Origin of the sequence: Halorarum salinum (assembly GCF_013402875.1) — an archaeon.
Lineage (GTDB): Archaea > Halobacteriota > Halobacteria > Halobacteriales > Haloferacaceae > Halorarum > Halorarum salinum.
In genome coordinates, this window is sequence record NZ_CP058579.1 from 1555970 (window position 1) to 1581906 (window position 25937).

29 protein-coding genes are annotated in these 25937 nt (G+C 70.6%); 14 read left to right on the forward strand and 15 right to left on the reverse strand.

What is annotated here, in order from left to right:
- Nucleotides 1-28: 28 nt before the first annotated feature.
- Nucleotides 29-580, reverse strand: coding sequence for a DUF1684 domain-containing protein (locus HUG12_RS07450; RefSeq protein WP_179268154.1), 552 nt, complete (start codon nucleotides 578-580; stop codon nucleotides 29-31).
- A gap of 96 nt (nucleotides 581-676) precedes the next feature.
- Nucleotides 677-1273, reverse strand: coding sequence for a DUF7282 domain-containing protein (locus HUG12_RS07455; RefSeq protein WP_179268155.1), 597 nt, complete (start codon nucleotides 1271-1273; stop codon nucleotides 677-679).
- Nucleotides 1274-1731: 458 nt separating this feature from the next.
- Between HUG12_RS07455 and HUG12_RS07460 the strand changes: the two genes are divergently transcribed.
- Nucleotides 1732-2382, forward strand: a complete 651-nt coding sequence (locus HUG12_RS07460; RefSeq protein ID WP_179268156.1) for a helix-turn-helix domain-containing protein — start codon at nucleotides 1732-1734, stop codon at nucleotides 2380-2382.
- Between the two features lie 169 nt (nucleotides 2383-2551).
- On the opposite strand, the gene sucD is transcribed toward HUG12_RS07460, so the two are convergent.
- Nucleotides 2552-3421 (reverse strand): succinate--CoA ligase subunit alpha, encoded by an 870-nt coding sequence (gene sucD / locus HUG12_RS07465; protein WP_179268157.1) that lies wholly within the window; start codon nucleotides 3419-3421, stop codon nucleotides 2552-2554.
- Nucleotides 3418-4563: an ADP-forming succinate--CoA ligase subunit beta gene (gene sucC, locus HUG12_RS07470; RefSeq protein ID WP_179268158.1), complete on the reverse strand. Its 1146-nt coding sequence runs from the start codon at nucleotides 4561-4563 to the stop codon at nucleotides 3418-3420. Before sucC ends, sucD begins: the two co-directional genes overlap by 4 nt.
- A gap of 629 nt (nucleotides 4564-5192) precedes the next feature.
- Here sucC and HUG12_RS07475 point away from each other — a divergent pair.
- Nucleotides 5193-6251 carry a GNAT family N-acetyltransferase gene (locus HUG12_RS07475; protein ID WP_179268159.1) on the forward strand — a complete coding sequence of 353 codons (1059 nt, stop codon included), beginning with the start codon at nucleotides 5193-5195 and terminating at the stop codon, nucleotides 6249-6251.
- A 14-nt stretch (nucleotides 6252-6265) separates the two neighbouring features.
- On the opposite strand, the gene HUG12_RS07480 is transcribed toward HUG12_RS07475, so the two are convergent.
- Complete coding sequence (locus HUG12_RS07480) at nucleotides 6266-6559, reverse strand: hypothetical protein (RefSeq protein WP_179268160.1); 294 nt, start codon at nucleotides 6557-6559, stop codon at nucleotides 6266-6268.
- A gap of 182 nt (nucleotides 6560-6741) precedes the next feature.
- Between HUG12_RS07480 and HUG12_RS07485 the strand changes: the two genes are divergently transcribed.
- Nucleotides 6742-7707, forward strand: coding sequence for a zinc-binding dehydrogenase (locus tag HUG12_RS07485; protein ID WP_179268161.1), 966 nt, complete (start codon nucleotides 6742-6744; stop codon nucleotides 7705-7707).
- Between the two features lie 102 nt (nucleotides 7708-7809).
- A complete protein-coding gene (locus HUG12_RS07490; RefSeq protein ID WP_179268162.1) occupies nucleotides 7810-8514 on the forward strand; it encodes an SDR family oxidoreductase in 705 nt (234 codons plus the stop codon).
- A 52-nt stretch (nucleotides 8515-8566) separates the two neighbouring features.
- On the opposite strand, the gene HUG12_RS07495 is transcribed toward HUG12_RS07490, so the two are convergent.
- The 3 genes from HUG12_RS07495 to HUG12_RS07505 all read right to left on the reverse strand — a co-directional run bounded on the left by HUG12_RS07495 (nucleotide 8567) and on the right by HUG12_RS07505 (nucleotide 10399).
- Nucleotides 8567-9076, reverse strand: a complete 510-nt coding sequence (locus tag HUG12_RS07495; protein ID WP_179268163.1) for an SHOCT domain-containing protein — start codon at nucleotides 9074-9076, stop codon at nucleotides 8567-8569.
- Nucleotides 9077-9147: 71 nt separating this feature from the next.
- On the reverse strand, nucleotides 9148-9294 hold the full coding sequence (locus HUG12_RS07500; RefSeq protein ID WP_179268164.1) for a DUF7563 family protein: 147 nt from the start codon (nucleotides 9292-9294) through the stop codon (nucleotides 9148-9150).
- 187 nt (nucleotides 9295-9481) lie between these two features.
- Nucleotides 9482-10399, reverse strand: a complete 918-nt coding sequence (locus HUG12_RS07505; protein WP_179268165.1) for an HhH-GPD family protein — start codon at nucleotides 10397-10399, stop codon at nucleotides 9482-9484.
- Between the two features lie 225 nt (nucleotides 10400-10624).
- Here HUG12_RS07505 and HUG12_RS07510 point away from each other — a divergent pair, with 225 nt between their 5' ends.
- Together HUG12_RS07510 and HUG12_RS07515 are read left to right on the forward strand one after the other, a co-directional pair.
- On the forward strand, nucleotides 10625-10777 hold the full coding sequence (locus HUG12_RS07510; protein ID WP_179268166.1) for a hypothetical protein: 153 nt from the start codon (nucleotides 10625-10627) through the stop codon (nucleotides 10775-10777).
- 38 nt (nucleotides 10778-10815) lie between these two features.
- Nucleotides 10816-11136 (forward strand): hypothetical protein, encoded by a 321-nt coding sequence (locus tag HUG12_RS07515; protein WP_179268167.1) that lies wholly within the window; start codon nucleotides 10816-10818, stop codon nucleotides 11134-11136.
- A 213-nt stretch (nucleotides 11137-11349) separates the two neighbouring features.
- Here the strand turns inward: HUG12_RS07515 and HUG12_RS07520 are convergent, their stop codons facing one another.
- The gene (locus tag HUG12_RS07520; protein ID WP_179268168.1) at nucleotides 11350-12699 is read right to left on the reverse strand and encodes an aminotransferase class III-fold pyridoxal phosphate-dependent enzyme; all 1350 of its coding nucleotides are present in this window, start codon (nucleotides 12697-12699) and stop codon (nucleotides 11350-11352) included.
- Nucleotides 12700-12822: 123 nt separating this feature from the next.
- Nucleotides 12823-14112, reverse strand: a complete 1290-nt coding sequence (locus HUG12_RS07525; protein ID WP_179268169.1) for an MgtC/SapB family protein — start codon at nucleotides 14110-14112, stop codon at nucleotides 12823-12825.
- 121 nt (nucleotides 14113-14233) lie between these two features.
- Here HUG12_RS07525 and HUG12_RS07530 point away from each other — a divergent pair, with 121 nt between their 5' ends.
- Nucleotides 14234-15391: an AI-2E family transporter gene (locus HUG12_RS07530; RefSeq protein WP_179268170.1), complete on the forward strand. Its 1158-nt coding sequence runs from the start codon at nucleotides 14234-14236 to the stop codon at nucleotides 15389-15391.
- Between the two features lie 27 nt (nucleotides 15392-15418).
- On the opposite strand, the gene HUG12_RS07535 is transcribed toward HUG12_RS07530, so the two are convergent.
- Nucleotides 15419-15703, reverse strand: a complete 285-nt coding sequence (locus HUG12_RS07535; RefSeq protein ID WP_179268171.1) for a PadR family transcriptional regulator — start codon at nucleotides 15701-15703, stop codon at nucleotides 15419-15421.
- Between the two features lie 198 nt (nucleotides 15704-15901).
- On the opposite strand from HUG12_RS07535, the gene HUG12_RS07540 reads away from it, so the two are divergent.
- Entirely contained in the window at nucleotides 15902-16177 is a 276-nt protein-coding gene (locus HUG12_RS07540; protein ID WP_179268172.1) for an amphi-Trp domain-containing protein, read from the forward strand.
- 244 nt (nucleotides 16178-16421) lie between these two features.
- On the opposite strand, the gene HUG12_RS07545 is transcribed toward HUG12_RS07540, so the two are convergent.
- Nucleotides 16422-16568, reverse strand: a complete 147-nt coding sequence (locus HUG12_RS07545) for a hypothetical protein (RefSeq protein WP_179268173.1) — start codon at nucleotides 16566-16568, stop codon at nucleotides 16422-16424.
- A 79-nt stretch (nucleotides 16569-16647) separates the two neighbouring features.
- Nucleotides 16648-17409: a cytochrome c oxidase subunit II gene (gene coxB, locus HUG12_RS07550; RefSeq protein ID WP_179268174.1), complete on the reverse strand. Its 762-nt coding sequence runs from the start codon at nucleotides 17407-17409 to the stop codon at nucleotides 16648-16650.
- Between the two features lie 225 nt (nucleotides 17410-17634).
- On the opposite strand from coxB, the gene HUG12_RS07555 reads away from it, so the two are divergent.
- The 3 genes from HUG12_RS07555 to HUG12_RS07565 all read left to right on the forward strand — a co-directional run bounded on the left by HUG12_RS07555 (nucleotide 17635) and on the right by HUG12_RS07565 (nucleotide 20309).
- Entirely contained in the window at nucleotides 17635-19029 is a 1395-nt protein-coding gene (locus HUG12_RS07555; protein ID WP_179270602.1) for a heme o synthase, read from the forward strand.
- Nucleotides 19030-19710 (forward strand): DUF7546 family protein, encoded by a 681-nt coding sequence (locus HUG12_RS07560; RefSeq protein ID WP_179268175.1) that lies wholly within the window; start codon nucleotides 19030-19032, stop codon nucleotides 19708-19710.
- A 356-nt stretch (nucleotides 19711-20066) separates the two neighbouring features.
- Nucleotides 20067-20309, forward strand: a complete 243-nt coding sequence (locus HUG12_RS07565; protein WP_179268176.1) for a SelT/SelW/SelH family protein — start codon at nucleotides 20067-20069, stop codon at nucleotides 20307-20309.
- A gap of 24 nt (nucleotides 20310-20333) precedes the next feature.
- Here the strand turns inward: HUG12_RS07565 and HUG12_RS07570 are convergent, their stop codons facing one another.
- Together HUG12_RS07570 and HUG12_RS07575 are read right to left on the reverse strand one after the other, a co-directional pair.
- Nucleotides 20334-21023, reverse strand: a complete 690-nt coding sequence (locus HUG12_RS07570) for a class I SAM-dependent methyltransferase (protein WP_246308157.1) — start codon at nucleotides 21021-21023, stop codon at nucleotides 20334-20336.
- Between the two features lie 71 nt (nucleotides 21024-21094).
- Nucleotides 21095-22087: an aldo/keto reductase gene (locus HUG12_RS07575; protein WP_179270604.1), complete on the reverse strand. Its 993-nt coding sequence runs from the start codon at nucleotides 22085-22087 to the stop codon at nucleotides 21095-21097.
- Between the two features lie 673 nt (nucleotides 22088-22760).
- Here HUG12_RS07575 and HUG12_RS07580 point away from each other — a divergent pair.
- Genes HUG12_RS07580 through HUG12_RS07590 form a run of 3 tightly spaced genes read left to right on the forward strand, consistent with a single transcriptional unit; the run spans nucleotide 22761 to nucleotide 25912 of the window.
- Nucleotides 22761-23780, forward strand: a complete 1020-nt coding sequence (locus tag HUG12_RS07580; RefSeq protein WP_179268177.1) for an ABC transporter ATP-binding protein — start codon at nucleotides 22761-22763, stop codon at nucleotides 23778-23780.
- A complete protein-coding gene (locus HUG12_RS07585; RefSeq protein WP_179268178.1) occupies nucleotides 23777-24556 on the forward strand; it encodes an ABC transporter permease in 780 nt (259 codons plus the stop codon). The genes HUG12_RS07580 and HUG12_RS07585 overlap by 4 nt, the downstream gene beginning before the upstream one ends.
- 57 nt (nucleotides 24557-24613) lie before the next feature.
- The gene (locus tag HUG12_RS07590) at nucleotides 24614-25912 is read left to right on the forward strand and encodes an FAD-dependent monooxygenase (RefSeq protein WP_179268179.1); all 1299 of its coding nucleotides are present in this window, start codon (nucleotides 24614-24616) and stop codon (nucleotides 25910-25912) included.
- Nucleotides 25913-25937 lie beyond the last annotated feature (25 nt).

Consider the following 25937-nt stretch of genomic DNA (forward strand, 5'->3'; position numbering starts at 1 on the left):
GTCCGGTTTCGTGGGATGTCACCGTGGCTCACGGGGCCTTCTCGCCGGCCCGGACCGCGGCGTCGAGCCAGTTCTCGGAGGGAGCCAGCGGGCAGGCGAACGCGTCCGCGAACGCGCAGAACGGCGTGTACGCGAGGTTGAAATCCAGCGCCACCTCGTCGCCGTCCGAGAGGGTCCCTTCGGGGTGGAGGTCCATGTAGCGGCCGCCGTCGTACGTCTCCTGGCCGGTCGTCTTGTCGCGGAACGGGACGAACAGCGTCTCCTCGTCCGGTCGCCGGTAGCCCGCCAGCGTCGCCGACTCGAGGCCGCCGTCGTCGCGCGGGAGCTCGAACGAGAACGTCACGGCCCGCTCGTACCTGACCGCCTCGCCGTTCCGGACCGTCAGTTCGACCGGTTCGGGGTCGTCGTGGACGGTCGCCGCCGCGGTCACCCGGTAGTCCGGGTCCGGCGGGAAGTAGTCCAGCCCGTCGAACCCCTCGCGCGCCTCCGGAGGGAGCGGCGATTGCCGGTGCTCCGTGAGGAACTCGTCCTTCTCGGCGCGGTTGGCACGAACCCGCGCGGCCCACTCGTCGTCGGTCACGTCCGGGTCTTGCCACCCCGGCGGTTTGAGTCCCGCGGCTCGCGGCGGCCGAAAAATCGGAGAACCGTGGTCGATCGGTCGGCGAACGGTCGGCGACTATCGGCGGACCGCGAGGAACGCGGCGCCGAGGAGCGCGACGAGCGTGAGCACGGCGGTGAAGCCGGGCGTCGTCGTGTCGGTCGACTCGCCGTCGGAGCCGTCGGTCCCGTCGGTCGCCTCGGTCACGTCCTCCGTCGGAGTCCCGTCGTCGGCCTCGGTGCGGGAGAAGTCGCCCTCGGAGACGTACGCGCTGTCGCTCACGGTGACGTTATCGTCGGCGGTGTAGGCCGTCTCGTTGCCGACCGCGTAGGACTCGTCGCCGTCGTCCTGGAAGAGCTGGGCGACCGAGACCTGACCGCGTTCGAACTCGCTCTCGAGTTCGACGGTGACGTTCTCGTGGGTGCCGGCCTCGAGGTAGTCGCTGCTACCGACGTAGTTGCCGGACTCGTTGAACACGACGACGAAGCCGCCCTCGGGGAGGGTGGCCTCGGCGACGGTGACCGTCTCACCGACCTCCTGGTCGGGGTAGTCGACGGTCGCGGTTTCGTTCGCCGTCTGGGCGGCGTCCTGGGCGGCCACGGATCCGGCCACCGCTGCGACGCCGACGACGGTGGAGAGCAGTACGAGCGCGGAGATGAGGTGACGTGCGTTCATTGGTATCGTCTCACGACGCTGACAGCCGTCGTGATGTACGTCCCGGTTTCGACGTGACCCGGAAGAGTCCGTCGGTACCGAACGGGACGAGTCCACACACAGCGTGGGGATCGGTCACCAGCATCTGTGATGGAAACGAAATCTTTCGGACAGTGATGGGTCTCCGATTCGGGGGCGTCCGGGCGGGAAATGAGGAGTACATTACAGCATCGCGACGGCGACTGGCCGGCGAATTCGGTCGGCCGACACCGATCGGCGAGCGATCCGACCGGCGGGTGGAGTCGGAGAAGAAAGGCGGCAGATTTACGGCAGTCGTCTGAAAAGAGGCGAACGTTCACGAGTGGGTGCCCCACGCGTGGACAACCTCTGACAGCCCTCCGAACGCGGACACTCCCCCCCTCGTCCGCTTTCGTGTACCGAATCGAACGTGTTTTACCGCGAGGCGGCCATGTGCGGACGTGAGCCTCGTCGCGGAGTTCCGGCTCTCACACGGGGAGTTCCCGCTGGCGGGGGCGCTCGAGCGGGTGCCGGCGATCTCGTTGCGGGCCGAGCAACTGCTGGCGGACGACCCGGCGGCGCCGACGGTGTTCTTCTGGGCCGAGGGCGAGGGGTTCGACCGGTTCGAGGCGGCCATGGACGCGGACGAGGGGGTCGAACGCTGGGAGCGCGTCGAGACGGCCTGCGACCGACGGTTCTATCGGCTGGACGTCGACCCCGCGGAGGCGACGGTGCTGTACCCGACGGACGTGAAACTGGGCGTCTCGCGCCTCGGCTTCTCGATGACGGAGGCGGGCCTGGAGGTCCGTACCCGCTTTCCCGACCGTGACACGATCGGTCGCTACTTCGAGGCCTGCCGAGCCAAGGGGATGGACGTCTCGCTCCTGCGCCTCTACGAGGGCGTCGACGGGGACGACGCCCCGTCGGGCGTCTCGGACAAGCAGGCCGAGGCGCTCCGGCGAGCGGCCGAACTCGGCTTCTTCGGGGTACCGCGGGACTGCGACCTGAGCGCGGTGGCCGCGTCGCTGGGCGTGTCCACGCAGGCGGCCTCCGAGCGGATCCGTCGCGGGACGGAGGCGCTCGTCTGCGAGTCGTTCGATCAGGGGGAGTGAGTTCGAGTCGGTCGATTCCCGTCCGGTCGTGCGTCGTCGTCCTGCGAGACCGCCCCGGAAGCCCCCGCGGCCGGCGTTCCGGGCGCTTTCGAGCTATCGGCGGCGTAGCCGTAACCGACGGTTCCGACGAAAACCGCGAAATCCCGAGTTTACGACGAGAACAGCGAGTCTACAGGTAGTCCTCGATGTGGTCGGCGACCTCGTTCGGCGTGTCCCCGACGGGAACGCCGGCGTCGTTCAGCGCACCGATCTTCGACTCCGCGGTGCCGGTTCCGCTCCCGGAGACGATCGCGCCCGCGTGGCCCATGCGCTTGCCCGGCGGAGCTGTCCGCCCGGCGATGAAGCCCGCGACGGGCGTGTCCATGTTCTCCGCGATGTACCGGGCGGCCTGCTCCTCGTCCTCGCCGCCGATCTCGCCGCACATCACGACCGCCTCGGTGTCCTCGTCGGCCTCGAACGCCTCCAGCGCGTCGACGAACGACGTCCCGATGATGGGGTCGCCGCCGATGCCGACGGCGGTCGTCTGGCCGATGCCGCGCTCGGTGAGGTTCGAGACGACCTGGTAGGTCAGCGTCCCCGAGCGGGAGACGAGGCCGACGTCGCCCGACTCGAAGATGTCGCCCGGCAGGATGCCGAGCTTCGTCTCCCCGGGCGTGATGATGCCGGGGCAGTTCGGCCCGATGAGCCGCGTGTCGACCTCCGAGAGGCGCTTGTTGACCTTCGCCATGTCCTGGGTCGGGATGCCCTCGGTGATGGCGACGACCAGATCGAGCGGCGAGTCGAGCGCCTCGAAGACCGCGTCGCCGGCGAACGCCGGCGGGACGAACACGACCGAGGCGTCCGCGTCCTCCTCGCGGGCGGCCTCAGTGACGGTGTCGTACACCGGGACGCCGGCGACCTCCTGGCCGCCCTTGCCCGGCACCGCGCCCGCGACGATGTTCGTGCCGTACTCGAGCATCTGTTCGGTGTGGAACTTCCCCTCCCCGCCGGTGATGCCCTGCACCACCACGCGGGTGTCGTCGTCGACGAATACGCTCATTGGTTGACCTCCTTCGCGTTCGCGACCGCACGCTGGACGGCGTCCTCCAGCGTCGATTCGACCTGCACCAGGTCGGTGTTCAGGATCTCCATCCCCTCCTCGGCGTTCGTGCCCGCGAGGCGGACGACGACCTTCTTGGGGATCTCGTCGAACCGCTCGAGCGCCCCGTTGATACCCTTCGCGACCTCGTCGCCGCGGGTGATGCCGCCGAAGATGTTGAACACGACCGCGTCGACGTTCTCGTCGGAGAACACCATGTCGAGCGCGTTCGCCACGCGCTCGGCCTTGGCGCCGCCGCCGATGTCGAGGAAGTTGGCGGGCGACCCGCCGTAGTGGTCCACGAGGTCGAGCGTCGTCATCACCAGGCCCGCGCCGTTGCCGATGATGCCGACGTTGCCCGAGAGGCGGACGTAGTCGAAGCCGTAGTCGTTCGCCTTCGCCTCGAGGTCGTCCTCGGCCGCCTCGTCCTCCATCTCGGCGAGTTCGGGCTGTCGGAAGAGGGCGTCCTCGTCGATGTTCATCACGGCGTCGGCCGCGACGACCTCGCGGTCGGCCGTGATCATCACGGGGTTGATCTCGATGTCCGAGGCGTCCTTCGCCTCGTAGAGGTCGTACAGCGTCGAGACGATCGAGGCCACGTCGCCGGCGACGTCGCGCTCGATGCCCGCCTCGTAGACGACCTTGCGGGCCTGGTACGGGTGGAGGCCGAACGCGGGGTCGATGTGTTCCCGGGCGATGGCCTCCGGCGTCTCCGCGGCCACCTCCTCAATGTCGACGCCGCCCTCGGTCGAGACCATCGCGACGGGTTCGCCCTCGCCGCGGTCCATCGTGATGCCGACGTACAGTTCGTTCTCGAAGTCGACGCCGGCCTCGACGAGCACCCTCTCGACGGTGTACCCCTTCAGGTCCATCCCGAGGATGGACTCGGCGGCCTCGCGGGCCTCCTCCTCGTCCGTCACGATCTCGATCCCACCGGCCTTCCCACGCCCGCCGACGTGTACCTGCGCCTTGATGGCCGCCGGGTAGCCGATCTCGCCGACCGCGTCCACGACCTCCCCGACGGTGGACGCGAGCCGCGAGTCCGGCACCGGGATCCCGGCGTCGGCGAAGACCTCCTTCGCCTGATACTCGTGAAGTTTCATAGTGGAGTCGTACGATACTGTGGCAAAGGGAGGGTTAGGAGTATCGATACGGACCGGGAGTGACGGCCGCTCGGGGGGAGGGACCCCGCTTCGGTCACGTGCTTCGCTCCGATCTTCGGTCCGCCGGCGTCATGGTCCTACGTGGACGCCACCACGTCTCCGGTCTACGGGCGTCACGTCGCCAGTCGCCCCGGAGCACGGTCCCACGGCGACGTCCACGGACGGCGTCCGCGAACCCGCTCACCCGACGGGGACGTGTGCGAACCGCGGGAACCCCGCCCGCCGCGCCGGGTTTCGGCTCCGACGCGGTCGAGAGCCCGCTATGTACGAACTAACCCGCCGAACGAGCGGGTTAGTCCCGATAATACAACGTCGGCTCCCCGAAACGTAGCTCGTACGGGATGGGTGGTGTAACTCGTAACATACGGCCCAACCAGGGTCGGGCTCCGAGTGCAACCCTCGGCCCATCCACTCCGGGGAGCATCGTGGTCGAGTCGGACGAGTGGTTCGCGGGACGCCGTCACGGCCGGACGGCTCCCGCCGCGATACCGCCACCTCACACGGCGCATACGACGGTGAGGACGCCGATCGACCACCGCCAGCACCCTCCGGATCAGGAGACGGAAGATATGACTGAGCTCACGGTATCCATTCTCGACAGCATCGAAGACGTCAATCCGAACCAGTGGAACAACCTGGTGACCCAGTCGGACCTCGGGAGCCTCTTTCACCGCCACGAGTGGTTACGACTCGTCGAGACCGCCCTGGAGTGTGAACCGCGCCACGTCGTCGTCGAGAAGGAAACCAACCCGGTCGCCGTCTTCCCGAACTTCTACGACTCGATACACGTCCCCGGCTGGCACGAGGCCGCGAGGTCGTTGCCGGTCCGGGAACTCGTCTCGGTGGCCCCCGGCTACGGCGGTCCCGTGATCGTCGGGGACGAGGACGCCTGCCTCGAACTGGCGTTCGACGCCCTGGAAGACCTCCGCGGGATCCGGACGCTGTTCCACCGCGTGCGGACGAACGACCTCGGGTACGTGCGGTACGGCAAGACGTTCGCGAAGAACGGCTACCGGCCGGTCGGGGTCAACTGCCGCTTCCGGATCGACCTCGAGCGGCCGTGGGAGGAGATCCGGGCCGGGATGGACGCCGACCACCGCCGACGGCTGCGCAGCATGCGCGACCGCGACGTCGAGTACCGCGACGAACCGATCGACGCGGGGTCGCTCGAGGAGACGTACGCCGCGTACGTGAACAACGTCGAGCGCGCCGGCGGGGTCGCCTTCCCGTTCGCCTTCTTCGCGGGACTCGCCGACCTGTTGGCCGACCGCGTGAAGGTGTTCACCGTCCTCGTCGACGGCCGGGAGGTCGGCCGGTACCTCTACCTCCTCGACGAGGAGCAGTCGACGCTACACTACTACTTCGCCGCGATCGGCGACGAGGAGTGCTTCGCGGACAACCCCTCGCAACTCCTCCACGCCCACGCGATCCGGTGGGGCCAGGAGCAGGGGTACCGCTACTACGACTTCGGCGGGACCGGCGCCGACTACAGCGACGGCGTGTTCAGGCACAAGGAGGGGTACGGCGGCGAGGCCGTCCCGACCGGCCAGTGGCAGAAGGGGTTCTCGCGGCTCGGCTGGCCCGCCTTCCGGGCCGCGCGGAGCCTCTACCGGAAGAGCACGTACTGACGCCGGCCGGATCGTCACTCCCCGCCGACGGAGTCGGCGACCTGGCCCGCGGCCGCGACGAGCAGGCCGAGCAGGGCGACGAGGAACGCCACGGCGAAGGAGGGGTCGAGCGCCCTGCCGTCGCACCCGTCCGTGTAGTACACGCGCGGCGGCCACGCCTGGGCGCCCTCGATGGCGAACCCGGAAAGCAGCCGCGGGCCCGGACAGGACACGAGCGTCCCGGAGCCGCCCGGCCCGAGCACGAGCAGGACGGTCCCGACGAACAGCCCGACGGCGAACGTCGTGAACCCGACCCGTTGGAGGGACATGTCCCCGTCATCTCGCGCATCCGAAATCAGTCCGTCGGTCCGACCCGTGGATCGTCCGGCGGTCGGCGGGCAAGCCCGTGGATCGCGGTCCAGTTCGTTCGATCCCGCTCGTCCGATCTCGCTCGTCCGGTCCCGCTCGCCCCGCAGCACGGTTTTATGCGCGTTCCCCCGGTACGGCCCCCATGCGCGCGGTTCGATTCCACGAACACGGCGGACCCGACGTCCTGCGGGTGGACGAGATCGACGGGCGGGATCCCGGTCCCGACGAGGTGCTCCTCGCGGTCGCGGCGGCGGGTGTGAACCCCGTCGACACGTACTTCCGCGAGGGGTCGTACACGCCCTACGACCTCCCGGCCGTCACTGGCGTCGACGCGGCGGGGGAGGTGGTCGCCGTCGGGGACGCCGTCGAGGGCGTCGCCGAGGGCGACCTCGCGTACGCGACGGGGCTGGGTAACACGATGCCGGGAAGCTACGCCGAGTACGTCGCCGTCCCGACGGACCGCCTCGCCGTCCTCCCCGACGACGCGGACCTCCGAGCAGCGGGGGCCGCCGGCGTCGCCGCGGTCACCGCCTGGCGCGCGCTGGTCGACCACGGCGGCCTCCGGCCGGCCGAGACCGCGCTCGTCCACGGCGGGTCGGGCGGCGTCGGCCACGCCGCCGTCCAGGTCGCCGCCGCCGCCGGCGCGCGGGTCGTCACGACCGCCTCGCCGGAGTACCACGACCGACTCCGGGAACTCGGCGCGGACGTGGCGCTGGACTACGCGCGCGAGGACCTCGCCGACGCGGTGACGGACGCGGCCGGCGGCGAGGGCGTCGACGTGACGCTCGACCACCGGCTCGACGACTACCTCCAGTTCGACGCGGACGTCGCGGCCCACGGCGGCCGCGTGGTCGGCATCGGCGAGAACGACCCGGCGACCGGCTTCGAGCGGTCGTCGGCCGTCCGCTCGAAGGACCTCCGGTTCACGTTCATGTCGATGTTCAACACGCCGCGGCTCGCCGACCCGCTCGCCGACCTCGCGACGCTGTGGGGCGAGGGCGATCTGACGATCGAGGTCGCGCGGAGCTACGACCTCGAGGAGGCCGGCGAGGCCCAGCGCGCGGTGATGGAGGACAGCTTCCTCGGGAAGCTGGTGATCGAGCCGTAACTCGCCCAGGAACCGCCGGACCGTGCTCGCTCCGGCGTGCGTTCGTCGGGACCGCGCCGACCCGACGGTACCTTTGTGATGCGCGGGGCCGAACCCCGTGCCATGCACGCCGAGTTCGACTTCACGGACCGCGTCGCGCTCGTCACGGGCGGGTGCGGGGCGCTCGGGAGCGCGGTCGCGGAGGCGTTCGCCGACGCGGGCGCGGACGTCGTCGCTTGCGACGTCGTCGACGTCGACGACGAGGACAGCCAGCTCGACCCCGGGGAGAACATCGCCTTCCACCGGGCGGACCTCACCGACGAGGCGGAGGTGGAGGCTGCCGTCGGGCAGGTGGTCGACGAGCACGGGCGCCTCGACTGCCTGCTCAACATCGCCGGCACCTGGCGCGGCGGGAACCCGGTCCACGAGACGGACGCCGACCAGTTCGACCTGCTCTTCGACGTGAACCTGAAGACGGCGTTCCTCGCGACGAAACACGCCCTGCCGCACCTGCGGGAGACGGAGGGTTCGATGGTCGCCGTCTCGGCGCGGTCGGGGCTGGAGGGCGGCGAGGGCGACGCGCTCTACCGGGCGAGCAAGGCCGGCGTGCGCATCCTCACCGAGTCGGTCGCCGAGGAGAACCTCGGGACGGTTCGGGCGAACTGCGTCATGCCCTCCGTGCTCGACACGCCGATGAACCGCGAGATGATGGAGTACAGCGACGAGTGGGTGAAGCCGGCCGAGGTGGCCCGCGTGATGCTGTTCCTCTGTTCGGACGCGGCGACGCCGACGAGCGGGGCCGCCGTGCCCGTGTACGGGGAGGCGTAGGCGTCGGCCGCTGAACGGGTCCGGGGCCGGCGCCCGGGACCGCCCGCGGGGGCTACCGCGCCGACTCGGTCTCGCGTTCGCCCCCGGCGACCGCGCCGCGGCGGGTCCGGTCACGCCCCCGCTCGTCGGCGTCGAGCAGCGCGTCCAGTTGCTCCTCGAACTCCTCGCGGGAGATGTCCCCCTCGGCGTAGCGCCGTTTCAGCGTCGCCTCCGCGTCGTTCCCGACGTCGTCGCCGACGTTCGTCGGCCGGGAGACGATCCGGGACCCGTCCGGGTACGCCTCGGGCGACTCCACGTTGCCGATGAGCGAGAGGTAGACCGGCCAGAGGCAGACGATTCCGACGACCGCCAGCGGAACGCCCGTGACGATCATGAGGACTCCGATCAGGAACGCCAGAAACGACGTCGGTGCGGAGAGGGCCGCGATGCCGCCGAACAGTAGCAGTGGTCCCCCGACGAGCGCCGTGAGCCCGAGCAGCAGTCGCCCGACCGTCCCGTCGGGCGTGTAGTGTTCGAGAAGCCGGTGCAGGCCGCGGAGGGCGGACGCGTCGGGGCCGGACATACGCCGAGAGTGTCAATCCGAGAGGCAAAGCAGTTGTGGTCCGACGCCACGGGGGCGCCCCGTCCGCGGCGTCAGTTCTTCTTCGGACGGACCGTCTTGCCCCGTCGTACGAGGTCCTCGCAGTGGGGACACGCCCGCGGACTGGTGATGCCCTCCGGTTCGAACACCTTCACGTAGCGTTCCGTGACGAACGACTCACAGTTCTGGCAGGTAGGCATATCACCTCCGCAGGCCGACCCGGATAAACAGTTTTTGCTTCACTGCGAGGGTGTGACGCCCTCTCTCGGTGGCGGCTGACAGATCGATTCCGAGGGGATCCGTCGGTATGTATCACTATTCATGAACGACGTCCGGGGTTTCGTCGCCGGCGCTCGCGCCGGTCGACCAGTCCACGGCGGCGGGCGGCTACCGGCGGAGGCGGACGAACACGTCCCCGTCGCGCTCGGTGGGTTCGACGAGGCCGTCGTCGGCCAGGTCCTCGACCAGCCCCCGGAGCCACTCCTCGCCGGCGTCCCCGCCGTAGTCGACCCTGACCCGGGGGCCGAGTTCGTCCAGCGTCAGTTCGTCGAACTCCCCCAGGGTGCGGACGACGCGCCCGCGGAACTGGCGCCTGGAGCCCTCGAAACTCGGCTGTTCGGGGACGTCGGGGGCGGTGAAGTCGCCCGTCTCGTACGCGTGACACCACCGGCGCCAGGGACAGCCGGACTCGTCACAGCGGGGAGTCCCTCCGCAGGCGACCCCGCCCAGTTCCATGACGGCGTTGTTCCAGACGCGCGAGTCGCCCTCCGGCATGAGAAACGCGGCGGCCCCTTCGAACGCCGCGTCGTCGTCGGGGACCCCGAACGCGCGGTGCAGCACGCGCTTGACGTTCGTGTCCACCACGGCGTCGCCGTCGTTGAACGCGAACGACGCCACCGCGTTCGCCGTGTACGGGCCGACGCCCATCAGTTCCTGCAGTTCCCCCGGCGACTCGGGGAACGTCCCGTCGTACTCCTCCACGACCTGGCCGGCCGCCTCGTGGAGGTACTTCGCGCGGTTGTTGTAGCCGAGCGAGTGGTCCGACCAGAACGCGACGACGTCGCCGCGGTCGGCCGCCGCGAGGGCGTCCACGTCGGGCCACCTGTCGAGGAAGTCGGCGTACGCCCCCTCGACCCGCGAGAGCTGCGTCTGCTGGCTCATCACCTCCGAGACGAGGATGCGGTAGGGGTCCTCGGTGCGGCGCCACGGGAACTCGCGATGGTCGGCCTCGTACCACGACACCAGCGCCCGCCGGACCGCATCGGGGTCGGCGTCGGCGGGCAGTTCCGGGAGCCGGTCGGTCATCGTCGGGGCTCGGGCGGGCGGGCGTTTATGGCTCCCGGTTGGTCGCGGCTGGCGGGCGGGAGTGGCCACGGGCCGGTGGAGGGCGACCGCGGGTTCACGGCCGGCGTCCCGGGGCCGCTCGCACCTCCGGTTCCACGCCCGGTTTCCCGCCACGTCCTGTCGGAGAAAAACACGGTACTGCGCCGGCACGGAAGGCTTACAAGCGTCGCTCGGCTTTCCCCGTCCGTGTCCGGCTCAGCAGTCTCGCTCGGCGTCGGTGCGGGGGTCGTCGCGGTACCGATCGCGCTCGCGGCCGGGTCCTCCTTCGGGCCGTGGGCGGTGCTGGCCGCCATCGTACTGACCGGCGCGGTGACGGCCGCGGTGGTGCGGGGTCCGTAACGCAACTGGTATCCGACGGACCGCCCTCCGTGGGCGACATGGGACTCGACGAACTCGAGGACGCGGTCGGCGACGCGTACGCCGACCTCGACGAGGAGACGACGGTGGAACTGGACAGGGAGAGCCGCAACGAGCTCGCGCTGCTGGCGGCCGCGTTCGGCGCGGACCGCGACGAACTGGTCCGACGGGGGGTCCACGCGCTGTTCCGCACGACCGTCGACACCGGCGATCTGGACTTCAACCTCCGACGGGAGTTCGACGTCACCTACGACGAGTACCTCGCCGGGATGACCTACGACGAGATGACCGGCCGCGACCGGTACCCGCAGCGCGACGACGAGCGGCGGTATCAGATGTAGGAACGAACCTCTTTTGCGGGGGCATGTCCTCGCGCGTCGGCTCCGCCGCCGCGCTACGGCCAGACCCCCGCAAAACCCGTTCATGCCAAAAAGCCGCTCGTCTCGGTCGGCGGGGCTTCGCCCCGCCTCCCTCGCTCGCGGTGGTACTGCTAGTGACCCCGCAGTCGGTCGCTCGGTAGTCGTCGCGGAGAGCGGGTTCGATTCGCTTCGTTCCTACGCCGCTTCCTCGATCGCGTCGAGCAGCATGTTCGCGCCGATGTCGATCTCCCGTTCGGTCACGTCGAGCGGCGGGAGGATTCGGAGGACCGTGGTGCCGCAGGCGAGGGTCAACAGCCCCGAGGTGAGCGCCTCGTGCTGGACATCGTCGCGGCGTTCGGTCGACTCGAACTCGACGCCGAGCATCAGCCCCTTCCCGCGCACGTCGACCACGCCGTCGGGGTCCGCGTCGCGGACGGTCTCCTGGAACTGCTCGCCGCGGGCGGTCGCGTTCGCGAGCAGGTCGTACTCCTCGATGGCCTCCAGGGTGAACACCCCCTGCATCGACGAGACGACGTCGCCGGCGCCCCACGTCGAGGAGAGCCGGGACCGCTCGTCCGGGAACAGCTCACCGCGCCCGATGGTCGCGCCGACGCGGGCCCCCTTCGCGGCCGTGATGACGTCGGGTTCGATCGGGTAGTGGTCGGAGGCCCACCACTCCCCCGTGCGGCCGACCCCCGACTGGATTTCGTCGGCGATCAGCGGGACGTCGTACTCCTCGCAGACGTCCGCGACCTCCCGCAGGAACGCCTCGGAGGGGAAGCGGTAGCCCCCCTCCCCCTGGATCGGCTCCACGACGAGATAGGAGACCTCCCCGGCGTCGACGTGGCCGCGTTTCGGGTGGAGTTTCTCGCGCAGGACGGACGTCTCGCCGCCGTCGAGGAAGAAGCCGCAGGTGCACGAGGCGGGGTCGTCGCCGGCCTCGTCACAGAACGGGACGTCGTGGATCCCCGAGATCTCGGGGAACTCCCTGCGGTACACCGACTTCGAGCGGTTCAGCGAGAGCGCGCCGAGCGTCCGGCCGTGGAACGCCCCCTGGAAGGTGATCCCGTACTTTCCCCCCTCGGAGCGGTCGTAGCAGATCTTGATGGCGTTCTCGACGGCCTCGGCCCCTGAGTTCGAGAGGAAGACGGTGTCCATCCCGTAGTGGCCCGTGAGCTCCGTGAGCTCGTGCATCAGGTCCGCGGGGCCGGGGATGGTCGACTCGCCGGGGTCGCTGCCGTCGGAGACGTAGAAGTCCTGCCCGGCGATCTTCGTCGGGTCGACGAGGTCGAACTCCGCCATGCGGTCCAGTATCTTGGGGTTGTTGTACCCCAGCGGCGCGGCGGCGACGTGGGAGGTGAAATCCAGCAGGACGTTGCCGTCCACGTCGGTGACGAACGGTCCCTCCGCCTCGGCGGTGATGTCCCAGACGAAGTCGTAGACGTAGGTGGTGGTCGCCGCGGCGTCACGGTGGTACTCGGCCCACTCCCGGGCCCGCTCCCCCGGCATCGTCGTGACGCTCGGTTCGACGCTGTCGCGGTCCATGTCGGGCGGAAGGCAGGGCCGAAAATAAACCCGTGGTAATCGTTTTCGTAGCGTCACCGTTTGCCGCCCGCGCCGGCCGTCGAACGGGGTGGGTGCCGGTTTACCCGTGCAGACCGGCGGGGCTCACGCCACGGCCATCAGGACCGTCGCGCCGGCGGCGACCACGAGGAGCGCGGCGCTCCACCCGGCGACTCGCCGGGTGAACCCCCGCGGGCCGGCAGCGGCGAGCCCCGCCTTGACGACGATGCTGGCGGCGGTCGCGAGCAGCACCGCGACGACCGCGGTGTTCTCGCCGATGGTGCCGGCGCGGTAGAGCAGGACCGCGGAGGTCGTCGCGCCCGCCGAGGAGACCAGCCCGGAGACGAGCGCGGTGACGTACAGCCCCGCCGTTCCGAACTCGGTCTGGGCGACCGAACTCGCCGCGAGGATGAGCAGGAAGACGACGCCGAACGCGAGCGCGTTCCGCAGCGAGAACGGCGACTCGATGTCGACGTCGACGTGCTGGTTCCAGTCGGCGGTCACGCCCGCGACGATGAAGCTCCCCAGCACGAGGACCCCGAGCGGGACGAACACGCCGGTCAGCACCGGCCCGTCGTGGCCCACCGTGAACGCGACGGCGATGGCGAGGTTCCGCACCGCCATGGCCGCGTTGGCGAGGAGCACGGCCGCTACCGCGTAGGAGACGCCGTCCTCCTCGCGGCCCTTCACGTAGTCCAGCATCGTGCCGACGACGGCCGTCGAGGACGCCAGTCCGCCGAGGAATCCGGTGACTGCGATTCCCCGCCCGCCGTACGTCCGGACGAGCACGTAGTTCGCCATGCCGATGCCGGCGACGGTCACGACCATCAGCCACGCCACGCGCGGCTCGAACCCGATGCCGTAGACGGTCTGCTGGCCCGCCGGGAGCACCGGGTAGACGACGAACGCGAGGATGGCGAACTCGATCATCGAGCGAAGTTCCTCCTTCGAGAGGTCGCCCGCGAACGAGTGGAGCTCCCGCTTCAACACCAGCAGCGCCGAGGAGACGAACGCCACGGTGACCCCCTCGAGGACGTAGCCCGCGGCGACGAGCGCACCCACGCCGTACGCGACCATGAGCGACACGGAGGTCGTGAGCGAGAGCGACTCGGTCCCGGAGTCGCTCCGGAGCCCCCGGACCGCGAGCAACACCCCCTGCACGATGACGAGCACGCCGCCGACGGCCAGCAGCGCCTCGCCGACGTCGACCCGCATGGCGAGCAGGGTGAACACCGCGGCGACGAGGCTCGTCAGCGAGAACGTCCGGATGCCGGCGGTCTTCTGCGACCACTCGCGTTCGAGCCCCAGGAACAGCCCGAGGGCGGCCGCGAGGACGAGCCGGGCGACCGGCTGTGCGAGCGAGCCGGCGAGCGCGTCCGACTGCAGGGGTACCACGATGGCTATGTAGTACTCAATAGTGCTCCTTAAATCTCTCCCTGCCCGCGATCGGCGGCGGGCGGGCCGACGGCGTCGCCGCGCGCGACACCCTTTTGCCGGTTCCGTGAGGGGAGACTGTATGTCCCTCTCGGAGGTCGACCGCGGCCGCGCGGCCTGGTGGGCGGTCGGCGCGGCTCTCGGGGCGGCCGTCCTCTACGTCGTCTACTCGTTCGTCGGGACGATCGTCTTCGGCGTCTTCATCTACTACGCCACGCGGCCGGTGTACCAGCGCCTCCGGCGTCGGATCCCCCAGCCGAGCGTCGCCGCGGGGGTCGCCATCTTCGCGCTCGCGCTCCCGGCGCTGCTCCTGATGACCTACGCGCTGCTCATCGTCGCCTCGGAGGTCTCGGCGCTCGTCGGGAACGGCGTGTTCGACCCGACCGACGTCCCCGGGGTCGACGAGGACCTGATCGAACTCCTGTCGAACCCCGAGGCGCTGCTCGCGCTCGACTGGAGCCGGTATCTCAACTTCGGGACGCTCCAGGGCGTGTTCGACTCCCTCGGGCAGGCGGTGGACACGATCGCGTTCCTCGGGACCGCGCTGGTCCACCTCTTCGTGATGCTCGCGCTCGCGTTCTACCTCCTGCGGGACGGCGGCCGCCTCGGCCGGTACGTCGTGCGGTACGCCGACTCGGACGGCGTCCTCGAGGCGTACGGCCGGGCGGTCGACCGCGACTACAACAGCATCTTCTTCGGCAACATCCTGAACGCGATCATCACGGGAACCATCGGCGTCATCGTCTACTCGCTGCTCAACGTCTTCGCGCCCGAGGGCGGAGCGATCCCCGCGGCCGCGCTCGTCGGCCTGCTCGCGGGCGTCGCGAGCCTCATCCCCATCGTCGGCATGAAACTCGTCTACGTTCCGGTGGCGCTGTACATGGCCGGGCGGGCGGTCGCGTTCGACGAGACGGGGGCGCTCGCGTTCGTGCTCGCGTTCGCGCTCGTCTCGTTCGTGGTCGTCGACACCATCCCGGACCTGGTGCTCCGGCCGTACGTCTCCGGACGTTCGCTCCACGTGGGGACGGTGATGCTGGCGTACACGCTCGGCCCGCTGCTGTTCGGCTGGTACGGCATCTTCCTGATGCCGATGCTTTTGGTGTTCGTCGTTCACTTCGTCAGGATCGTGCTGCCGGAGCTGGTCGCGGGCACCGAGATAAAGCCGTACGCGGTCGATCCCTCCTATCTCACCGTGGGAGGACCGTTCGTGTACGGCGACGTCGAGTCGGACGAGGAGTGAGTTCGGCTCCGGTCCGGTCGCCGTCGGCTACTCCCCGTCGAGGTCGACGTACTGGGCCTCCCACTCCCGGCGCGCCTCGATCTCCCGGCGGCCGCGGCGGGTGAGCGTGTAGAAGTTCGTCCGCCGGTCGCGCTCGCCCTTCTCCACGAGCCCCTTGTCCACGAGGGTGTCGAGGTTGGGGTAGAGCCGCCCGTGGTGGATCTCCTTCTCGTAGTAGTCCTCCAGTTCGTCCTTGATGGCCAGCCCGTGCGGCTCGTCCTGTCCGGCGATCGTGTACAGCAGGTCGCGCTGAAACCCAGTCAGGTCGTACATCGGTAAGTTCTCATCGGAGATTATTGTCGGTTCGAAATAAACATATCGGCCTCTCGCCGGTACGGCCCCGGCGACCCACGGTTCCGGAACGCTGACCGTCGCCGAAACAGGTAACGTGGATGTAATGTTTTTCCGATAGGGTGCATTCGCGTCCCGACACGCGGACTGCTTATGGCCCGTCGGTCCGTATCGGCGTCCATGGCCGAGGAAGTCATCTTCGAGCTGGAGCGGCGCCGGGATCGGAGCGAGGTCGCGTCGCTGTTGCGGGAGGTCGCCGACGCGCTCGAGGAGGACGGGGAGCTCACGCTGACGGCCGGGGACGACTCGCTGACGCTCGCGGTCCCCTCGGAGGTCGACTTCGCGGTGAAAGCCGAGCGCGAGACGGGCGGCGCAACCGACGAACTGAGCGTGGAGTTCGAACTCGAGTGGGACGAGGGCGACCGGACGGCGGACGGCGCGTTCAGCATCGAGTAGGGTCCCCCTGCAGCGAGCCGGGTCCGGCTACGGCGAGCAGATCACGCACGGCCACGCGTCGTCTACGACGCGTTCGAAACGGACCGGCCGCTCGGAGTCGTGAAAACCGAGGGACGGCCGGCCGCAAAAAAGGCGGCCGGGCGTCCCCGAATTGGTCCCCGCTGACGCTTCGGCCCTCCAGACGAAGCGTCACCTGCGGCTACCGGGGGTTACAACTTAAACCTACCGGGCCATCATGGTCGCGTTATATGTACTCCTCCTCGAGCACCCAGCCGAGGGCCCGCTTGTAGTAGGTGAACATCTGTCGGATGCGCTCGTGACGCATCTCCTCGGAGTCGAGCTGTTCGGCGAGGAACTCGTACTGCTCGCGGATCTCCGCTTCGTCACGCATGGGCGGGACTACGCGGGCCGGGAACTTGAAGAGGGGGACGACGAGCGGCGGGAGAGCGGCGACCGGCGTTCCGAGCCGGTTACTCGGAGGAGTTCGACCCGCCGGACTGGTTCTCCATGATGGCGTCGTAGTCGTCCTGGGGAACGACGACCATCTGGAAGTACATCTGGGAGTGGGAGACGCCGCAGTACTCCGCACAGTAGCCCTGGTAGACGCCCGGCTCGAGGGGATGGGTCTTGATGGTGTTCTCCTGGCCCGGGACCGCGTCCTGCTTCAGCCCGAGCTCGGGGACGTGGATCGCGTGAATCACGTCCCGGGACGTGACGGTGATGTACACGTCCTGCTCGGCCGGCACCAGGAGTATCGGCCCCTCGATCCCCTGGGTCCGCGGATGGTCGACGTCGTTCGCGGTGAGCGCGCTCACGTTCTCCTGGGGGTAGTTCATGTCCCAGTTCCACTGGTAGGCGACCGCCTCGACGTGGACGTCGCCCTCGTTCGGGGCGATGTCGTCGCCGGTGAACGTCACGTCCTCGCTGGCGAGCACGCCGTAGGAGGCGACCCCGACGAACACGAGGATGATCGCCGTGGCGACCGTCCAGGTGATCTCGAGCCGGCGGTTCTCCTTTGTCGGCTGCGCCTCGTCCGAGTCCTTGAACCGAAGGACGGTGTAGATGAGGATGACCTCGACCAGCAGGGTGATCGGGATCGCGATGTAGAGGAGCTTCCCGTTCAGCTCGTTGATGAGCTCGGCGGTCGTGGACGGCTGGGCCGCCGCCGTGCCGACGAATAGCCCGAGGCCGCCGAGCGCGGCCAGGAGGGTCCCGAGACGCGTGCCCTTCATGTTGTCGCGGGATTCGTCCAGCCGACGTAAATACCTGCTGTCTTCGTTCGATTTCGACCCCGCCCGCCCGGGTCGGTGAGGTGTGAACCGGGCGCTCGAAGGGGCCGGCCCTCCGGGGTACGGAACCCGATAGCGGCTCCGGGAAGCGGGGGGTTGATATGCCACGCGCCGATACCCCCCGCTGTGCACCCGAAGCGGCTCCCCGCCCTGCTCGCCGCGACGGCGATGGGCGTGTACCTCCTGCTGGTGGTCGGCGCGACGACGGCCGTCACCGACGCCGCGTCGGCCTGCGGCGCGTGGCCCGCCTGCGGGAACGGCTTCGCCCTCCCGTCATCGACGGCTGGGTGGGTCGCGCTCGGCCACCGCGCGGTCGCGTTCCTCGTCGGCCTGCTCGCGCTCGCCACCGGCGTCGCCGCCCTCCGCGAGCGCCCCTCGACGCGCGTCGCGGCCGCCCTCCTGCTCGCGGTCGTCCTCTACCCCCTGCAGTCGACGCTCGGCGCCTACGTCGCCATCGCCGGCGGCGGCCCGCTCGCGACGGTCGCGGGCGTCACCGTCGCCGCCTCCGCGCTGCACCTCGTCGTCGGGCTCACCATCTTCGGCGGCCTGCTGGCCGCGCTCGCGTGGCGGCTCGAGTCCGAGACGGGCGACCCGGACGACGCGCCCGACGGTGTCCCCGACGGTCCGGCGTCCGCGGGGGAGCCGCTCGCCGACGCGGTCCGCCCGACGCCGCCCGCCTGGCGCGACGCCCCGCTCCGTCGGACCCGACTCGTCGCGGGGGCGTACTTCCGGCTGACGAAGCCCCGGCTGATGTGGCTGCTCTGTCTCGTCGCCTCCGCGGCGATGGCGCTCGCGGGCGGCACCGGACTCTCGCCGCGCGTCGTCGCCACGACGCTCGTCGCCGGCGCGCTCTCGATCGGCGCCTCGGGGACGTTCAACCACGTGCTCGAACGCGACGTGGACCGACGGATGCGGCGCACGAGCGATCGCCCGCTCGCCGTCGACCTCGTCTCGGTCCCAAGCGCGGTCGCGTTCGGCCTGCTGCTCGCGGCCGTCTCGGTCGTGCTGTTCGCCTCGGTGAACCTCCTCTCGGCGGTCCTGGGGCTGACGGCCATCGTCTTCTACTCGGTCGTGTACACGCTCGTCCTGAAGCCCAACACCGTCCAGAACACGGTCATCGGCGGCGCGGCGGGGGCGCTCCCGGCGCTCATCGGCTGGGCCGCGGTCACCGGAACCGTCGGGATCGGCGGGATCGCGCTGGCGACGCTCATCTTCCTCTGGACGCCCGCGCACTTCTACAACCTCGCGCTGGCGTACCGCGACGACTACGAGCGCGGCGGCTTCCCGATGATGCCGGTCGTGCGCGGCGAGACCGCGACCCGTCGACACGTCGTGTGGTACTTCGCGGGCACGCTCGCGGTCGGGGCCGCGCTCGTCGGCTTCGCGCGGCTGGACTGGCTGTACGCGCTCTCGGGCGCCGCGGTCGGGGCGGTGTTCCTCTGGGCCATCGTCCGCCTCCACTACGAGCGGACGGAGGCCGCGGCGTTCCGGGCGTTCCACGCCTCGAACCTCTATCTCGGCACCGCGCTGCTCGCCATCGTCGTGGACGCGCTGGCGGTGTAGATGGCCGCCGCGCTCGCCGGCCGTCGGGTCGAGGTCTCCCGCCGGGACGCCCTGCTGGCGACGCTCCTCGTCAACGCCGAACTCGCGTTCGTCGTCGGCTACTTCGCGCTCACGAACGCGACGCTCACCTCGCCGCTGTTCTCGCTCTACGGGCTGGTCTGGGTGAACGTCGCCCTACTCGTCCTCGCCCGGTACTCGCCCCCCGCGGGGTCGGCGTCGACCCGCCGCCGCGCCGCGGCCGTCGCGGCCGGCTACCTCGCGCTGCTCGCCGTCTTCGGCGGCGTCGTCGGCCCGCCGACGCCCACTACCCCGAGCGGCCTCGGGGTCGCACTCCTGCCGCCCGGGTGGGGACCGGCGGTGGTCTACGGCGGGAGCACGGTCGCCGCGGTGCTGATGCCGGCGAAGGTGCTAGGCTACGCCGCGCTCGCGTACCTGCTGTACGGGACGCTCGTCGAGGCGTCGGGCGCGGGGGTCGCGGGGCTGCTCGGGGTCTTCTCGTGCGTCTCCTGTTCGCTCCCCATCCTCGCGACGGTCGTGGCCTCCGTGTTCGGCGGCGGCGGCGCGCTGCTGGCTGCCGCGGTCGGGGTGGGGTACGGCCCCTCGACGGCCGTCTTCCTGGTGACGGTCGCACTGCTGTGGTGGCGGCCGGGGTTCGACGCGCTCGACTCGTGGCGGTCGTGAGAGGTCCGCCCGTCGTCCCCCCCCTGAGCGACGGAGACGGCTTAGCCACACGGCGCGTGGCGGCCGCCCCTCGTGGGCGGCCGAATCGCGCGAGGGGCGAGGTCGCGACCGAAGGGAGGGACCTCGCCGGTTGGGGAGGGCGAGGCTGCGGTGGGCGGGACTGAAAGGGGCCGCGCGACCCGAGCCCCGCGGGGGCTTTCGGGAACCACGCCACGACGACCGAGCCGACTCCGAAGCCGAGAGCCCCGGGAGCTTTCGGGGTCGACGTCACCGGCCCACTACCTTCGTCCTCCCGACTAACACGGCGTCGCTCGCCCCGGGATTTACGTCACCCCTGCGACAAACCGTAAGATACGATGACGGAAGTCGAGATCGAGTACTGCGTCCCCTGCGGGATGCTCGACCGCGCACAGGACGTCCAGGGTGCGATCCTGGACGAGTACGGCGAGGAAGTCGACCGCGTCGCGCTCGTCACCGGCGATGGCGGGGTGTTCGAGGTCCGCGCCGACGGCGAGGTCGTCTACGACAAGGAGGCCGACGAGTTCGACGAGGCCGCCATCGTCGATGGCGTCGGGTCGCACGTCGGCGCGACTGCCTGAACCACGGTCCGCCCCGCGCCCCTCCTAGTCGCCCCGTTTCTCGGCCGTCAGGAACAGCCACGCGCCCTCCTCCTCGGCGAGTTCGTCACGGACCAGTTTCTCCCCGACGACCTCGAATCCGGCGTCCCGGAGGTGCTCGCGGGTCCGTTCGACGCCCGGGAACGACCACTCCATGCGCGTTCCGCCATCGAGCCAGTCGTCGTTCGCGCCCGACCAGCCCTCCGCGCTCGCGGTGAGCAGCAGGCGCCCGTCGGGGCGGGTCACCCGCGAGAAGTCCGCGATGACCGCCGGGTGGCGCTCGACCGGGACGTGAACGAGCGAGTGCAGCGCCGTCACTGCGTCCACGGCGCCCTCGGCGACGGGGAGCGCGGTCATGTCGGCCCGGAGGAGGGCGGCGTCGGTCGCGGAACGGGCGCGTCGAAGCTGTTCGGCGGAGAAGTCCAGCCCTACGGCGTCGACTCCGGCGGGAAGCCGGTCGAGTACGGGGGTGCCCTGTCCACAGCCGACGTCGAGGAGTCGGCCGCCGCTCGGTAGCGAGTCGAGGAACGATCCGACGAGCGGGGCCTCGGGCGGGTCGCGGGACTTCCCGTAATCGTCGGCCAGCGCGTCGTAGCCGTCGCGGACCGTCCGCCGTTGCGAGCGGTCGTCGTCGGGGTCCGGAGGGGCGTCGTTGTCGGTCGGCACGTCGCGATCCGTCGGGGCGTCGTCGGTCACAGTCGGTGCCTGCGGGGGCGGCGGCAAGTGCCTTCGGGTGTCCAGGGACGGCGCCACGGGGAGGCGGTGAGCTACTCGTCCCCGTCGGACTCCCGCGCGGCGGTGATGCGCCCGCGCTGGTCGTCCGAGAGCGAGAGGGCGACGGCGCCCAGGTTCTCCTCCAGTTGCTCGACCGTCCGCGCGCCGACGATGGGGATGCAGGCGTAGTCGGGGCGCTCCATCAGCCAGCGGAGCGCGACCTGCGCGGGCGTCGCGTCGAGTTCGTCCGCGACCTCCCGGACGGCGTCGAGGACGCGCCAGCTCCGCTCGTCGACGTAGTAGTCCTGGAAGTGGTCGACGAGGTCGGCCCGGGAGCCCTCCGGCCCGACCGCCGAGCCGTCCTCGGCGCGCTCGTACTTCCCGGTGAGGAAGCCGCCTGCGAGCGGGGAGTACGGACAGACCGCGAGGTCCTGGTCGGCGCAGACGTCGAGGTACTCCTCGGTGCCCCGGTATGCGGCGTGGAACAGCGGCTGGGTCACGGTGAAGCGTTCGAGGTCGTTCACCTCGCCCTTCCAGAGCAGCTTGGTCAGCTGCCAGGCCGCCATCGAGGAGCCGCCGAGGTAGTTCACGCGCCCGTCCTCCACCAGGCCGGTGAGCGTCGACAGCGTCTCCTCCACGGGCGTCTCCTCGTCGAAGCGATGGATGTAGTACAGGTCGAGGTAGTCGGTGCCGAGGCGGTCGAGCGTCCCCTCGATCTGCCGGCGGACGTGGGTGCGCGAGAGCCCCGAGCCGTTGGGGTCGTCCGGGTCGAAGCCGTAGTACACCTTCGAGGCGAGCACGTAGTCCTCCCGGTCGCGGCCGGCGAGCCAGTCGCCGATGTACTCCTCGGCGGTGCCGTTCGGGTCGCCGTACACGTTCGCGGTGTCGACGAAGTTCCCGCCCGCGTCGGCGAACGCGTCGAGCAGGTCGTGGGCGTCCGAGCGGTCGGTCTCGACGACGCCGTTCGATCGCTTGCCGAAGCGCCACGTGCCGAAACAGAGGCTCGAGACCTTCGTGCCGGTCGAACCGAGTCGCCGGTACTCCATGTCGGTGGTCATTCGTCGTGACGTTGGGTCGGCGGCGACTAAAACTGGGGTGCCCGTGAGTGCGAATACGAGGTGGAAATGGCCCGTCCTTCGCCAGACCGGTCGTAGAGTAGCGGACCGGGACTGCTTGCACTCTGGCGTCCACCAGTTACCTCGGAGCGAGCCCCTCGGAACGCACCCTCGCTGCGCTCGTGTGAGCCTCCCCAGTCGATTCGCTCGCTGTGGCGCTTCGCGGGACTCGTGGTTCGAGTGACGCTTTTGCCGTTTCTCGTCATCACGAAAGTCTTCGATTTTCGTACGACCGCGCTCGACCCGCGTGCTCTCGTTCGCTCCTTCGTCGCTCACGGGAGCGCCACGGGGGCGCGCCGGCTCGCTTCACCCCTCGCGCACGTTGCTCGCTCCACGAGGGAGCTCGCGTCGCGCGCGCCACCGCTGCTGCCGGCGCGACCGCCGGGTGGCCGGCCGAGCGACCGTCATGCTGGACTACTCACGGCGAGCAGTAGTCGGGCCCTGTCGCTCGGTCGAGATCGCCACAGGAGGATCCTCGAGGCCGTATCGACAACCAAGAGTCCTCGGAAACGGACGAACACGCTTTCGGCCGGTTTCCCTTGGTGGACCCCTCCACCCACCTCGCTTCGACACCCTTACGCCCGAAAGCCCCACAGTTCCGACGATGAGCGACGAATCGGTCGTCCGCGCCGACGCCCTCCACAAATCCTACGACGACACCGTCGCGCTCGACGGCGTCTCGCTCTCCATCCCCCGGGGCGAGGTGTTCGGACTCATCGGGCCGAACGGCGCCGGGAAGACGACGCTCGTCCGGGCCCTCACCGGGACGACCGCCGTCGAGGGCGAGGTCCGGACCTTCGGCGTCGCGCCGACCGAGGCGGACCGCTCGCGGGTCGGCCTGCTCCCGCAGGAGTTCGGCCCGCCCGATCGACTCACCCCCCGCGAACTGCTGGAGTACTACGGCGGCCTGTACGACGAGGCCCGCGACCCGGAGGCGGTGCTGGCCGACGTCGGCCTGACCGAGGAGGCGGACGAGTGGTACGAGACGCTCTCCGGGGGGCAGCGCCGCCGCGCCTGCGTCGGGATCGCCCTGGTCAACGATCCCGACCTGCTGTTCCTCGACGAGCCGACGACCGGCATCGACCCGGCCGGTCGGCGCGACCTGTGGACCCTGCTGGAGGGGCTCGCGGCGGGCGGCACCACGGTCGTCCTCACCAGCCACTCGATGGACGAGGTCGAGCGGCTGGCCGACCGCGTCGGCCTGCTCCGGGACGGCCGCCTCGTGGCCGTGGGTACGCCCGCCGACCTCGTCGCCGAACACGGCGGCCCGTCCCGGCTGGTCGTCGGGGTCGACGCGGGGGCCGACGATCCGGCGGCGACCGGCGACGGGGAGTCCGGGGCCGGGGCGCTCCGCGGGGCCGGCTTCGACGTGGAGGCGGGCGACGGCGAACTCGTCGTCGAGGGCGTCACGCCCGCGGACCTCGCCGGGGCCGTCGCGGCGCTCGACGACGCGGGCGTGGGGTACGAGTCGCTGACGTGGACCGAACCGGGGCTGGAGGACGTCTACCTCCGGCTCACCGGCGAACGGTTCGAGGGCGCGTTCACGCCGGGAGCGAGCGCGGTCGACGGCGAGGACGGCCGGGCGTCGACCGCCCCGGAGGCCGACGCCGAGGTGGGGCGGTGAGCCGCCCCCGCCGCGTGCGCGCCGAGGCGACCGCCGCCTACCGCTCGTTCGTCCGGCGGAAGACGGCCGTCTTCTTCACGTTCCTCTTCCCGGTCATCCTCGTCGTCATCTTCGGCGCGCTCGTTTCCACCCGGCCGGGCGGCGGCGGCCTGTTCGCGGAGCCCGCGGCCTACTACGTGCCGGGCTATCTCGCGACGGTCGTGCTGTTCACGCCGCTCTCGCGGGTCGGCTCCGAGATCGCCCGTCACCGCGAGGGCAACCGGTTCGAGAAGCTGGCGACCACGCCGCTCACCCGGGCCGAGTGGCTGCTCGCCCACACGGCCGTCAACGTCGCCATCATCGGCGCCGCCTCGGCGCTCATCCTCGCGCTCACGCTGCTGCTCACCGACGCGGACGTCCCGGTCACGCCGGCGCTCGCGCTGCTCGTCCCCCTCGTGGTGCTCGGCGTCGTGCTGTTCTGCGGGTTCGGCGCGGTGCTGGGCAGTCTCGCGGATTCCCAGGACGGCGTCATCGCCGCCTCGAACACCATCGCGCTTCCCCTGCTGTTCCTCTCGGACACGTTCCTCACGACCGACCTGCTCCCGGCGTGGTTCGCGCCGGCGGTGAACCTCTCGCCGCTCACCTACTTCGCGCGCGGCGTCCGGGGCGTCACCTACGGGGCCGACGGGGGGTTGTACGTCCCGCCGCTGGGCGTGCTCGGGAACCTCGCCGTGCTGACGGCGCTGGCCGTGGTCTTCTTCGCCGCCGGCGCGGTCGCCATCCCGCGGACGGACTGACTCCCGTCCTCACGGCGCTCCGCGTACCTTCTTACCGGTTCGCGCTCATCCGGACCCATGAGCGAGCGCGACCGCGACGCCGAGGTGGTCGTCGTCGGCGCGGGACCCGGCGGCGCCGTGCTGAGCTACCTCCTCGCGCGGAGCGGCGTCGACGTGACGCTCGTCGAGCGCGAGCGCACCTTCGAGCGGGAGTTCCGCGGCTTCGGCTGGAGCCCCGGCGTCGTCGAACTGTTCGACCGGATGGGACTGCTCTCCGACCTGCTGGACCTCGACCACGAGATCGTCACGGAGGGCGCGGCCACGCTGTACGGCGAGCGCGTGGAACTGTTCGACGTCGGCTCGCTCGACGCTCGCCACCCGTACGTGCTGATGATGGAACAGCCGGCGCTCCTCGAACTGGTCGTCTCGCGGGCCGCCGAGTACGACGGCTTCACGTTCCGCCCGTCGACGACCGTCGAGGGGCTGGTCACCGAGGGCGGACGAACCGTGGACGGCGGGGGGCTCTCGGAGGGCGAACGCGTCGCAGGCGTCCACGCCCGCGACCGCGCGGCGGACGAGGACGTGACGCTACGGGGCTGCCTCGTCGTCGGCGCGGACGGCCGGTACTCGCGTGTCCGCTCGGCCGCCGGCGTCGACGCCGGGCTGTTCGACCCGATCCTCGACCTCGTCTGGTTCAAGCTTCCGGTCGAAGACGCCGACCCGGCCGGGGACACGCAGGTCCGAATCGGCCGCGACGGCATCCTCGTCTCGTTCGGCATCGGCGGCGGCGAGTTCCAGATCGGACTGCCGATCCTCGCGGGAACGTACCCGGAGCTTCGGTCGGCGGGCATCGAGGCGTTCCACGACAGGGTCGCTGCCATCGCCCCGGAGCTCCGGCCCGCGCTGGAGGAGCACGTGACCGACTACGGCGACTGCTCGCTGCTGGAGGTCGCGCCCGGAATCGCCCCGGAGTGGGTCGGAGACGGCTTCCTGTTGCTGGGTGACGCGGCACACGTCGCCTCCCCGGTCGGCGCGCAGGGGAACCCGCTCGCCGTCGCCGACGCGGTCGCCGCCCACGCCACCGTCGTCGGGGCGCTAGAGCGGTCGGAGAGCCCCCTCCCGGCCGGTGTGCTGGCCCGATACGAGGGGCGGCGTCGCCCCCCGGTCCGGCGGATCATCGCGCTGCAGCGTCGCGCCGAGCGCGCGATGGGGCTGTTCCTCCGGTACGGCCGCCACGTCCCGCCGTCGCTGGCGCTCACGGGCGCGAAGGCGAGCGGCTCGCTGCTCGCCCGTTCGCGACTGCTCCGGCGGAGTGTCGAGCGGATGGCGCTGGGAGCGGCCGACGAGCCCGTGGATTCGGCGCGGTTCGTGGACTGATCGGGACCGGCTCCCGGCCGCCCCG